The sequence below is a fragment of the Paenibacillus sp. FSL R7-0179 genome, assembly GCF_038002265.1.
GTDB lineage: Bacteria > Bacillota > Bacilli > Paenibacillales > Paenibacillaceae > Paenibacillus_AQ.
In genome coordinates this window covers 3,120,889-3,132,479 of sequence record NZ_JBBOCC010000001.1, presented here as the reverse complement: position 1 = coordinate 3,132,479, position 11,591 = coordinate 3,120,889, and the positions used below count along the sequence as shown (strand labels likewise).

Here is an 11,591-nt window from a genome sequence, read left to right as displayed (position 1 = left end):
CGGTTACTCCATCAGCTCTTTTTTAGGCAAATAATCGCCGCCAAGCTGCTCTTGGCTAATCTTCAGCAGGGTGCCGTCTGCATACATTTCCTTGATTCTCTTGTTGACGGTATCCAGCAGGGTGCTGTCCGCAGACTTCGAGAGCAGGATATAAGATCCTGGATCGCTATTCTCTGTAGAGAACGCAACCACCTTCAGGTTGGTGAAACCGTGCTCCTTGATGGCCTTCTCGGCAGAGACACGGGAAATGATGCGCACATCGTACTTGCCGGCTTCAATACCTTCGAACTGCTTCACGAAATTCTCGTCGGTGTAGATAATCTCTGCTTTGGCATCCGGGTTCGCTTCATTATAATTCTCCAGCAGGGTGGCACCGGAGTTACCTACTTCTGTTACGGCTTTATAACCCTTCAGGTCTTCTACCGCCTTAAGGGTATTATCGTCCTTGCGGACTACGAATACATTCGCATTCTCAATAATCGGGAGAGAGAAATTGTATTTGCCGCGTCTCTCGGGGTTCGAGCTGAAATTGTTCGCCCCCAGCTGGAAGCGTCCATTATCCAGGCCGGTCAGAATCCCTTCGAATTCAATCGCCTGCACCTCTAGCTTATATTCCGGAAGGTCCTTGAAGATCGCCTTCATTACTTCCACATCGTAACCTGTCAGCTGGCCGTCCTTCTCGTAGCTAAAAGGATTACTTACCCCGCTCGTTGCAGCAATGATGGTCTTCGTACCGGCTCCCGCGCCGTTTGTCTCTGCGGAGCCTGCGTTATTCTTATTTCCATTACCGCAGCCTGCAATAACCAATCCGAGCAACATAATCAGAATGCCTGGCACAAATTTCTTCTTCATTATAACTTCCCCCTCGTCTAGTAAAAGCTCTCTCTTGTTGTCCTATGATGTCCAACTTATCATAGTCTTTTAGTCTGGAATTATTATGTCACGGGGTATACAGTGTGTCAAGGTAAACGGGCAAAGCAATTGACGAATGCTGGCGAAAAAAGTCGATTGATAGCTGGAGTGTGCTTGGTTGATCTGCCTAATATATGTATCCCCCAGGTAACCTGGGAGTATTCCAAATTAATGTATACCTGTCTACTTATGCTCGATGAGATCAGGTGTATTAGTGCTCTTCATTTACGCGTTTGACCCCGATTTGTGAAAATCAAGTGCACTAATGCTCTTCATTTGCTCGTTTGGCCGACTTTTGTGAAATTCAGATGCACTAATGCTCTTCATTTGCTATCCGGCCACATTCTGCGCCACCAATGGGATTTATCCCTCTCATTTCGACCATTTGGCCTTTTACAGCGCCACCAAAGGGATTTATCCCTCTCATTTCATCCATTCAGCCTCTTTCGCTTGCCACCAAAGGGATTTATCCCTCTCATCCGCCATCTTCCCACTTCCAGCAGCCCGAAGCCCGCTCTTCTCACTATCCCCTGACTCCTAAGAAGACCGAACCACTCTCTTCCGGCGCGCCGGAACCTTGACACCCTGCTCCAGCAGCTTGCCCCAGTTGCCGGGATTGGTCAGGTCGGGGATACGCTGCTCCAGAATGGCCTGATACTGAAGGGCCTTCTCTTCCAGATGGGCAACGCGCTGCTTGGCCTCTTCCAACTGAATGAGCGCCGCTTCCCTGTATTCCATCATCATAGCGAAGCGCTGGGGGATGGTCGAATCCCCTTCGAGGCAGAGATCGACATAGGTTTTGATGCTTTCAATGGGGAGACCTGTCTGCTTGAGGCATTTGATCCCGTACAGCCAGTTCACCGATTCATCGTCGAATACCCGGATGTTGTTCTTATCACGCTGAATGCTCGGCACCAGACCTTTATCCGTATAGAAGCGTACCGCATGCTCAGTGAGTTCGGTTATAGCGGCAGCTTCTTTGACCGTATACATAATATCCCTCCCGGAAAAAAATAATAAGCCCTGCTTGACTTCGTGTTACACGAAGGCGATAGGCTTATTGTATAGCAAATTGGCAGCCGGCGAAATCCCCGCTGAGGTGCCTGCTGTTCGGGATTACTTTTCCGGATAGCTATCCGTTTGCCATAACTATAAATATACCATAGGAGGACAAGAGCATGCAGACTGTAACCTTGAACAATGGAGTGAAAATGCCGATTCTCGGCTTCGGTGTCTATCAGGTTCCAGATAGCGAAGAATGTGAGAAGGTAGTGTACGAAGCACTGATGGCAGGCTATCGACTGATCGACACCGCTGCCGGATATCTGAATGAAGAGGCGGTGGGCCGCGCCATCAAGCGCAGTGGTATACCGCGCGAAGAGCTGTTCATCACCACCAAGCTGTGGATTCAGGATGCCGGATACGAGAGTGCCCAGCTTGCATTCGCCAAGTCCCTGAAGAAGCTGGGGCTGGACTACCTGGATCTGTACCTCATTCACCAGCCGTTCGGGGACTATTACGGAGCTTGGCGGGCGATGGAAGAGCTGCACCATGAAGGGAAAATCAGAGCGATCGGGGTCAGCAACTTCCTCCCGGACCGGCTGATGGACCTCATCGTCCATAATAAGGTTGTGCCTGCGGTCAATCAGGTGGAGACGCATCCGTTCCATCAGCAGACGGATAATGCTGCTTTTATGAAGGAACAAGGAGTGCAGATTGAATCATGGGGACCATTCGCTGAAGGACGAAACAACTTGTTCAGCAATGAAGTGTTATCCGGGATTGCCGCTAAGCATAACAAATCTGTCGCACAGGTTGTGCTGCGCTGGCTGATCCAGCGTGATATCGTGGCGATTCCGAAGTCTGTGCGCAAAGAGCGGATTGTGGAGAACTTCGATATTTTTGATTTTGCGCTGAGTGCAGAGGATATGGCGCAGATTACCGCGCTCGATACAGGCGAGAGCCTGTTCTTCTCCCACCGGGACCCGGAAATCGCAAAGCGGCTGGGTAACTGGAAGGTTGAACTGTAAAAGCTCCATCATACCTCAGCAGCACAAGGCCCATGCTTAATCGCATGGGCCTCTGTCTATGGCATACCTGCCTAATACATTTCATAGATCAGCTCAGGGTCCAGCTCCCCCTCAGAATCAAACGCTGCATAGATACATAACCGGCCCGCCGGTGTGTCCCCGGCATCATAGCCGATACGGAAGGAACCGTCATCAGCGAAGTTAAGCTCGGCCAGCTCCAGCTCATTCACATCTTCATCCGGATGGGCCCCGGCAATCTGTAGCAATACGCGGTCAAGCAGCTTGTCCAGTTCAGCCCATACTTTTTGAATCTGGGAGGTCAAATGCTCCGCATCCGTCTTGGTCTTAACCTCCGCGGTCACGGGAAGCTCATGGCCCAAATAGGAAAAAGCTGCGCTATAGCATGTGAAGGTATTATCATACCGCAAGGTTCCGACACCCTCCACCTCATGATCGGGCTGGATGATAAGATTGTTGGCATAATCCAACTCCGTAAGCTGCGGATTATGGCTCGTATCCAGTACCGTCAGCTTGTTCTCCGAGCAATAGAGCTTGGTCAACTGCTTATTGTGGCTGAGGTCCAGACCCGTAAGATGATTATTGAAGCAACGCAGACCTGTAAGTCCTGGATGCTTGCTGGTATCCAGGCGGGTCAGATGATTATGATTGCAGCGGATTTCAAGAAGCTCCGTACACTCTGCGATATTCAGAGTAATGATATAATTGCTGCTGCAATCGAGCTGCTCCAGTGCTGTATTGTGCCCGAGGTTCAGTTCATGCAGCGAGTTATAGGAGCATTGGAGTACCATGAGTCCAGGATTATTGCTTAAGTCCAATCTCGATATCATATTCTCCTGACACTCCAGCTTCTCCAGCCTGGTGTTCCGGCTGAGGTCCAGGGTACGGAAAAGATTCAGGCTGCAATCCAGCTCTTGCAATAACTGATGAGGCGACATGTTCAGCTCGATCAGCAGGTTACTGCGGCAGTTCAGCTTAACCAGTTCCCGGTTCTGCCTAAGATCAAGTAAGGTTAACCCGTTATAGGAACAATCCAGCTTCTGAAGGGCCGTAAAATGCTCAATTCCTTGCAGACTTGAGATTCCAAGGCCACTCAGGTTTAATGCGGTTACTGTGTCTATGTCACTCTTAAGTATGGATTCACGTTCACCGCAGAAGTTCTCCTGTACAAACTCCCGGAAACGTTCATCTGCGAAATCATGAGTAATCTCAAATTGCATGGTTCTCCTCCTCCCGGATCGTTGGAATTATTCTACCATACCTTGGAGAGTTGATCACTCTGGATGAAGTCGCCTCCATCATTAGGCGTTTGATATTCTGTTATAATGAAGGAAATCTAAAGATGCTGGCAGATGCCGGGATGATTATGGGACACTGCCGAACCGAAAACGGAGGAATTAACGGATGAACACGGAGCGTTCTCAGACATGGATGACATATGATGATCCGCTGGCGAAGTCTGTGGTACAGGCGATTCGTACCGGCGATGTACCGGGATTGACAGAATTACTGGCTGGAAACCCGGGGCTGGCTACAGCCCGGATTGTTGGGACTGAAGAGGGACGGGCAAGTAACGAAGGGACTGGCGGCGGGGAGACTGGCGATGCCGGGAATACAGAGACTGTCGGTGTGGGCGTTAGTAACACTGGGGCTAGTAGCGAAGGCACTGGTAATCCTGATGATGGCGGGGGCGTTAGTTACACCGAGACTGGCAGCAGGGACACTGACAATGCTAACAGTGGCGGCGACGCTGGGGCAAGCGCAAACAGTAAGAACACAGGCGGCGGCACTGAAAGCGAAGAATCTGGAGCAAAAAGCGTGAACCCTGGCAGCACTGATCGCGGGATGTCGCGCACACTGCTGCACATTGCCACGGACTGGCCGGGGCATTATCCCAATAATGCAGCGGTCGTTGGCGTGCTGATTGAGGCAGGCGCGGAGGTGAATGCGCAGTTCAGCGGGGCGCACCGCGAGACGCCGCTGCACTGGGCAGCAAGCAGCGATGACACCGAGGTGCTGGACCTGCTGCTTGATGCCGGTGCCGACATCGAGGCCCCAGGTGCGGTCATCGCCGGCGGCACCCCGCTGGACGATGCTGTGGCCTTCGCGCAGTGGCGGGCGGCGCAGCGGCTGGTGGAGCGCGGTGCGCAGCCTGCACTATGGCACGCGGCGGCGCTTGGTCTGCTTGATGCGCTGGAGGCCCACTTCGCCGGACATCCGCTCCCGCGCCGCTATCCTTGGGGCGCAAGCTCTGCTTCAGCAGCACCGGAAGAGGTAAACGTCGCATTCTGGTGCGCCTGCCACGGCGGACAGCGCACCGCCGCCGAATACCTGCTCGGCCAGGGAGCCGAGCTAAGCTGGCCCTCCCCATGGGACGGCCTCACTCCCCTGGACGCCGCGAGACGCTGCCAAGCCACAGAACTGGCCGCATGGCTGGAGGGCCTGGGCGCTAAGTCCGCACATATGTAAGCTGTGCCGGTGAGCAAGTGCATTCCTGCACCTCATTCGCTCATCTAGCCGACTATTACGAAATTCAAGTGTACTTATGCACCTCATCTCCGCTCTACGCCCGCTTCCCGCAACATTCCGAAGCGCCAGAAATGAAACAGGACCGGCCCAAGGCCGGTCCTGTCATTCATTATCCAGAAGGCTGCCCCTCGGGACAGCTTCCAACCCATTAATACGTTACTTCCCCCCGTCCCCAGCCTGCTGCGACAGCTTGGATACGATCTGGTCGATCGGCTTGGTGAACAGGGCGTACAGAATGGCGGCGTTCTCCTTTTTGCTCAGCGCTTCTCTGGACTTATAGTCCACAGCGCCCTTGGCATCCGGCTTGAAGTCCGGTCCGTACAGGCCCAGGGCGACAGCCATCTTCACGGCCGGAACGGCCCATTTGTCTGTAGTGCCGGACAGCTTCACCTTCTCGAACAGCTTATCCGGGTATTGCTTATTATATGCTCTCCATATCAAGACCGCAGCCTCCTGGCGGGAGATCACCCGGTCCGGCTGGAATTCTCCGCTGGCCGTTCCTTCAATCATGCCCAGCTCAACAGCCTGCTGAATGAAAGCGGCATCGGGATGGCCCTGCAGATCCGGGAAGGCCAGCTTCTCAGTCGAACTTCCCTTGAGTCCGCTGCTCTCCATCATCAGCCGCACATACTGGGCGCGCGTAATGCCCGCCTCAGGCTGGAAGCTCAGCGTAGCATCATTCGGCAGATAACCCAGCGACTGGAGCATCTGAACCGGAGCGGCATAAGGATGGCTCGCCGGAACATCGGCATAACCGACGCCGTCCGGCCCCTTTTGCCCGTAGCTGAACGGATTGAGGTAAGGCTCCTTGAGATAAGCGCTGCCTCCGTCATCCTTCATGGTGAAGCCCGTAAATTTGCCGGTCAGCTCATCCGTGAACAAATTATCGTCTACCTGGATCAGCTTGCGGGAACCCAGAAAACCATCGTTAATCATTAGCGTACCATTCTGCACAGAGACTGTAGTCACCAGACTCTTCATACGGAGATCCGCATAGTAGCCAGTGAAGGCCTTCAGCGCTTCAGTGCTCTTCGGCTTGTAGGCATCCAGCTTCACCGGTGCGGCATATTGCGGGAAGAAGCTCTGAATAAAAGCCGGATAAAACTGCTCCCGCAGTGTACTCTGCTGATTATAGGCAATGAATACCCCGGTGTTCTGCTCGGGGATCAGGAACATATAAGTGCTGAAGCCAATTAAATCGCCAGCCTTGGTGATAATCTTGGAACTGCTGCCGGCTCCCTGAAGCTGTAAAGGCGCTTCAAAGCCGTAGGTGGTATTCGGTAGCATAGGATGAATGGAAGAACGGTATTCCTCCATCGATTGTATGGTGTCAGCCTTAAGAATGCGGTTATTGTCAACCGCTCCCCCGTTCAGAAATGCCGTCATGAACTTGGCAACATCATCGCCAGTAGACAGCATGCCGCCTTGAGGCATCACGGTTGGCGTCACATTGTACAGATCGACCTCTATGCCCGTAGCGTCATAGGCCGTAGCAAGATTGTCCTTCAGCTTACCTTCCAGCAGGAAGCCGCTTGAATCCATCTTCAGCGGGGCGAATACATGCTGCTGCATATAATCCTCATACGGCATGCCGCTGGCCTTCTCTACCACCAGACCAAGCAGCATCGAAGCGAAGTTGTCATACATGTAAGAAGTGCCCGGCTCACGCACCACCGGCGGCATATGCTTCACCACATAATCCTCAATCGACACCTTAGTGGTGAAATCCTGGTTGATATCCTCCGGCAGCGGGTCCTGAATACGGAAGCCGGTGGTGTGAGTCAGCAGATCCGCAACCGTTACCGGAACTCCGAAGGGATTGTCGAAGGCCATCTTGCCGGTATAGGTTTGAAAATCCGCCTTCAAATCGAGCTTGCCCTGCTCCACGAGCTGCATGGCAGCAGTGGCGGTGAAGGTTTTGGAGACGGAGGCCATACGGAAGACGGTCTTGTCAGGGTCTACCTTGGTTTTGGCAGCCTTATCTGCGTATCCGAAGCCTTCCTTCACTACGGTCTTGCCGTCCTTAACGACTACAACAACGGCACCGGCAAGCTGTGCCTGCACATCCTTCGAGCCGAAGAACGGCTTAAGGAAGGCATCCACATTCTCAGTAGTCAGCGGCTTGCCCGTTACAGCGGCAGCGGCCGGAGCGGCCGAAGAAGCAGGGGGAACAGCGGCGGCATGGACAGCCGGGGCCGTCAGTGTCAGAACCAGTGCAGCCGATAACACAGTCCTCGTCCACAAGGCAGAGCGGGAACGTAACCATGACACATTCATTTAATTCACTCCATTTCCATAGAATTATAGGCATAATAGTTAATACGCCTAATCCTGGAAATTGGTTCACTTAATTCCCCAGCACCTCTTCCATCTTCTTCAGCTTTCTGTAAATCACCGACCGGTCTACGTTCAGGCGCTTGGCCGCCTCGGTCCCGTTCCCGGCACAATCCTGCAGCATTTTTTTGATATAATGGCCCTCCGCTACGGCAGTGAAATCCTTCAGGGTGGAGAGCTGGTGCTTATTCTTCTCGATGAAATGGTCAAGGGAGAACCAGTCGCCGATCTGCTCTTCCTCCTGCGGGCTCTGGCCCACATGCTCGGTCACCACCAGCCTCTCGATGTAATTCCTTAGTTCTCTCACGTTTCCATGCCAGGGCTCGTTCAGCATCTTATCGAACTCTTCGGCACTGAGCACATATTTCTTGCCGTACATCTCATTGAAGCCGGCGATGAAGCTGGAGATTAACCCTACCAGATCCAGCTTGCGGTTGCGCAGCGGCGGGATATGAATCGGGATGACGTTAATCCGGTAATACAGATCCTCGCGGAACAGCCCCTTCTTCACCAGACTCCACAAATCGCGGTTCGTCGCGGAGATCACCCGGCAATTGACCGGAATATTTGTAAGACCGCCCACCCGCCGCACTTCATTGTTCTCCAGCACCCGCAGCAGCTTGGCCTGCATCTCCATCGGCAGATCAGCAATCTCATCGAGGAACAGTACGCCGCCGCTCGCAATTTCAATCATACCGGCCTTAACCTCCGTCTGCCCCTCAAGCACGCCCTTCTCATACCCGAACAATTCGTATTCAAAAAGAGCCGGAGCAATCGCAGCGCAGTTAATCGGAATGAATGGCCCCTTCCACTTCTCGCTCTTCAGATGGATGTACTTGGCAATCACTTCTTTGCCCGTCCCGGACTCGCCGTAGATCAGCACCTTGCTGTCGTAAGACGCAATCTGGTTACAGACCTTGATAATCTGCTTCATCGCCAGACTCTCGGCCACGATGCCCTTCTTCTTCTCCGCCGCCATACCGCCTAACTGCTTATGGATCTGCTGGGCGACAGGCACATTTGCTTCATAATAGTTCTGCTCCTGGCTGAATTCGTTGGAGGTGGTAACGACCAGCTGTACCTCCCCGTCCTTGTCCAGAATGGGAATCGCCGACGAGAAGACATGGAAGCCTCTGGAGGTATTAACGGTCCGGGATACCTTCTGCTTGGTCGCGATAGCCTCCATCGTGATGGAATGGCTGTAATAGCCCGCCTTCACCAGATCCTGGACATTCGCCTTAAGCAGTTCTTCCAGATGGATACCGATGGTTAGCGCGGTGAATTCATTGGAGATGAGGATATTCCCGTTCTGATCGGTCACAAATAACGTAGACGGATATTCTTCCACGAACTCGTCGATGGAGGGTTTATTGGTATTTTTGTTTTTTTTGGTCACATTCATCAGTCCTATACCATAATATGGACGCTTACATTCCGGCTAGACAAAAAGCCAAACCGCATCATTATATAAATGATACCATTTGGCTAATGGTTAGCAAAACCTTAATTAGGCGTGTGCTACAGCTTCAAAGGTTACTTTACCCATCTTGTCCATGACTTCCTGCGCCTCAGCGAACATGGTGGTGATCATCTCTTCCACGGTGGTAATTTGGTTGACCATCCCGCAGATCTGTCCAGCCATTACGGAGCCAGTATCGGTATCTCCTTCATATACAGCTCTGCGCAGCGAGCCCAGGCTTAAGCTCTCCAGCTCCTCACGCGATGCCTTCTCATTCTCCATTCTGAGGAATTCGGCAATCATGCTGTTCTTAATGCTTCTTACAGGTCCGCCCAGACTGCGGCCGGTTACGGTTGTGCTGGTATCATCGGCGTTGATAACCGCCAGCTTGAAGTTCTCATGTGTCGGGCATTCCACAGTTGCGAGGAACCGGGTTCCAACCTGAACCCCCTGGGCTCCGAGTGCAAAAGCAGCGGCAATCCCGCGTCCATCGGCAATCCCGCCGGCCCCGATTACCGGAATCGATACCGCGCTGGCGACTTGCGGCAGTAAGGCCATCGTCGTAGTTTCACCAACATGTCCGCCAGCCTCCGTTCCCTCAGCTACAATCGCATCGACACCGAGCGCTTCCATTTTCTTGGCGATTTTGACGGAAGGGACTACCGGAATCACGATAATGCCATGCTCCTTCAGAACCGGCATATAAGGAGCGGGGGTGCCTGCGCCTGTGGTTACTATCTTCACGCCTTCTTCTATAATAACCTGGATCAGCTCAGGAATATTGTTCATCATCAGCATCAGGTTAACGGCAAACGGCTTATCGGTGCTTGCTTTGGCCTTGCGGATCTCGTCACGGAGACGGTCGGCGGTGAATCCGCCGGAGCCGATGATGCCCAGCCCGCCTGCGTTGGATACAGCGCCTACCAGCGGAGACACGGCAATCTGAGCCATACCGCCCTGGAAAATCGGATATTTAATTCCTAACAGTTGTGTAATCGACATTATAATTACCTCCATATATTAATAAATTTTTTAAGCCGCCTTAGCCACTTCCGGCTCGGGCTTCTGCTTGTTCTCCATCGCTTTGTAGACGAAGGTTAAGGCGAAGCCGACCAGGGAGATGACCAGCGCGATGTAAAAAGCATTCGTGAAGTTGCCGTCATTGGCTGCCGCTACACTGCCGGCAATTCTCGGTCCAAAGAATGCGGCTCCCGAGTAGCCGATGAAGGTGACACCGTAGTTCACGCCGTAATATTTCATGCCGAATTTCTCACCGACAATGGACGGGAAGATGCCCATCGTTCCGCCGAAGCATAAGCCGATTCCGGCAATGGCGACAGCAAATCCGGCAACAGAAGAGGATAAAGCAATCGTGAGCATCATAGCTGCAATGACAAGGTAGATCATCAGCAGGCATTTCACCCGGCCGATTCTATCGGACACTGCGCCCCAGAATACACGGCCCAGACAGTTGCTCAGGGAGTACAAGCTGACATAGAGCGCTGCGGCGGCTGCGGTTAAGCCGAACATTTTTTGACCGATAACAGATGCGTTCGAGGTCACCATCATACCAGACAGGGCGCCGATCAGGAACAGGCAGGCAATCACATAGAATATCGGCTTCTTAATCATCTCGTTCCACCGGATGTTGGCTCCGCCCTTTACAGCTGCGGCAGCCGGAGGCGTCCAGCCCTCAGGAGCATAACCGGCAGGAGCAGGCTTCACCAGCAAGCCAAGGCCCAGAATAACCACCAGGAAAGCAATACCGAGCGTAATTAAAGCAGATTGTACACCATTGCTAGTGATCAGCGCATTAGCGATAGGAGCGATAGCGATGGTGCCGCCGCCATATCCGGCGGTAACGATCCCCGCTGCCAGCCCTCTTTTATCCGGAAAGAGCTTGACGCTGTTCCCGATGGTCGAGGAATACACGATTCCCTGTCCAATCCCGGTAATGACGCCATAAGTGATATACAGCATCCAAGGTGCAGTAGCCAGACCCGAGAGAATGAAACCAATCCCGAACATTGCACCGCCGATGAAGACCGCCTTCTTGGCCCCGCCTTTATCCACCAGCTTGCCGCCCAGAATCATCGGAATCGGGGAAATCGCCCCATTAATTGTAAAAGCAATCATAATAACCGGCATCGTCACATCAAATACCTTGGTCAGCGGCAGTGCAAAAATACTAAAAGCATAAATCGCGCCTACACAGATGTTAATAATGGTTGAGGCAATGAGTATCCTCCAGCGGTTCAATTCTACGTTCATGATCTCATCTCTTTTCTGATATGGTTTATGATTAGAGC

The 11,591-nt window shown here is 52.8% G+C and carries 9 protein-coding genes; 2 read left to right on the top strand and 7 right to left on the bottom strand.

Annotated elements, in window-relative coordinates; genetic code table 11:
* Nucleotides 1-3: 3 nt before the first annotated feature.
* Both MKX63_RS13855 and MKX63_RS13850 read right to left on the bottom strand, forming a co-directional pair.
* A complete protein-coding gene (locus MKX63_RS13855) occupies nt 4-852 on the bottom strand; it encodes a transporter substrate-binding domain-containing protein (protein ID WP_341017736.1) in 849 nt (282 codons plus the stop codon).
* 597 nt (nt 853-1,449) lie between these two features.
* Nucleotides 1,450-1,905, bottom strand: a complete 456-nt coding sequence (locus tag MKX63_RS13850; RefSeq protein WP_341017734.1) for a MerR family transcriptional regulator — start codon at nt 1,903-1,905, stop codon at nt 1,450-1,452.
* A 185-nt stretch (nt 1,906-2,090) separates the two neighbouring features.
* Here MKX63_RS13850 and MKX63_RS13845 point away from each other — a divergent pair, with 185 nt between their 5' ends.
* Nucleotides 2,091-2,942, top strand: a complete 852-nt coding sequence (locus MKX63_RS13845) for an aldo/keto reductase (RefSeq protein ID WP_341017733.1) — start codon at nt 2,091-2,093, stop codon at nt 2,940-2,942.
* 71 nt (nt 2,943-3,013) lie between these two features.
* Here MKX63_RS13845 and MKX63_RS13840 read toward each other — a convergent pair whose 3' ends face one another.
* Complete coding sequence (locus MKX63_RS13840) at nt 3,014-4,180, bottom strand: leucine-rich repeat domain-containing protein (RefSeq protein WP_341017732.1); 1,167 nt, start codon at nt 4,178-4,180, stop codon at nt 3,014-3,016.
* A 184-nt stretch (nt 4,181-4,364) separates the two neighbouring features.
* Here MKX63_RS13840 and MKX63_RS13835 point away from each other — a divergent pair, with 184 nt between their 5' ends.
* Nucleotides 4,365-5,429 carry an ankyrin repeat domain-containing protein gene (locus MKX63_RS13835; RefSeq protein ID WP_341017731.1) on the top strand — a complete coding sequence of 355 codons (1,065 nt, stop codon included), beginning with the start codon at nt 4,365-4,367 and terminating at the stop codon, nt 5,427-5,429.
* Between the two features lie 216 nt (nt 5,430-5,645).
* Here MKX63_RS13835 and MKX63_RS13830 read toward each other — a convergent pair whose 3' ends face one another.
* The 4 genes from MKX63_RS13830 to MKX63_RS13815 all read right to left on the bottom strand — a co-directional run bounded on the left by MKX63_RS13830 (nt 5,646) and on the right by MKX63_RS13815 (nt 11,553).
* Nucleotides 5,646-7,766, bottom strand: coding sequence for a serine hydrolase (locus MKX63_RS13830; protein ID WP_341017729.1), 2,121 nt, complete (start codon nt 7,764-7,766; stop codon nt 5,646-5,648).
* 70 nt (nt 7,767-7,836) lie between these two features.
* Nucleotides 7,837-9,225, bottom strand: coding sequence for a sigma-54 interaction domain-containing protein (locus MKX63_RS13825; RefSeq protein ID WP_341017728.1), 1,389 nt, complete (start codon nt 9,223-9,225; stop codon nt 7,837-7,839).
* 105 nt (nt 9,226-9,330) lie between these two features.
* Nucleotides 9,331-10,284, bottom strand: a complete 954-nt coding sequence (locus MKX63_RS13820) for a DUF561 domain-containing protein (protein WP_341017727.1) — start codon at nt 10,282-10,284, stop codon at nt 9,331-9,333.
* A gap of 30 nt (nt 10,285-10,314) precedes the next feature.
* Nucleotides 10,315-11,553, bottom strand: coding sequence for an L-lactate MFS transporter (locus tag MKX63_RS13815; protein ID WP_341017726.1), 1,239 nt, complete (start codon nt 11,551-11,553; stop codon nt 10,315-10,317).
* Between the last annotated feature and the right edge of the window lie 38 nt (nt 11,554-11,591).

What these genes read in the sequence shown, in the direction of transcription:
- MKX63_RS13855 (WP_341017736.1), bottom strand. Translation starts at nt 852, where the DNA reads ATGAAGAAGAAATTTGTGCCAGGCATTCTGATTATGTTGCTCGGATTG.
- MKX63_RS13850 (WP_341017734.1), bottom strand. Translation starts at nt 1,905, where the DNA reads ATGTATACGGTCAAAGAAGCTGCCGCTATAACCGAACTCACTGAGCAT.
- MKX63_RS13845 (WP_341017733.1), top strand. Translation starts at nt 2,091, where the DNA reads ATGCAGACTGTAACCTTGAACAATGGAGTGAAAATGCCGATTCTCGGC.
- MKX63_RS13840 (WP_341017732.1), bottom strand. Translation starts at nt 4,180, where the DNA reads ATGCAATTTGAGATTACTCATGATTTCGCAGATGAACGTTTCCGGGAG.
- MKX63_RS13835 (WP_341017731.1), top strand. Translation starts at nt 4,365, where the DNA reads ATGAACACGGAGCGTTCTCAGACATGGATGACATATGATGATCCGCTG.
- MKX63_RS13830 (WP_341017729.1), bottom strand. Translation starts at nt 7,766, where the DNA reads ATGAATGTGTCATGGTTACGTTCCCGCTCTGCCTTGTGGACGAGGACT.
- MKX63_RS13825 (WP_341017728.1), bottom strand. Translation starts at nt 9,225, where the DNA reads ATGAATGTGACCAAAAAAAACAAAAATACCAATAAACCCTCCATCGAC.
- MKX63_RS13820 (WP_341017727.1), bottom strand. Translation starts at nt 10,284, where the DNA reads ATGTCGATTACACAACTGTTAGGAATTAAATATCCGATTTTCCAGGGC.
- MKX63_RS13815 (WP_341017726.1), bottom strand. Translation starts at nt 11,553, where the DNA reads ATGAACGTAGAATTGAACCGCTGGAGGATACTCATTGCCTCAACCATT.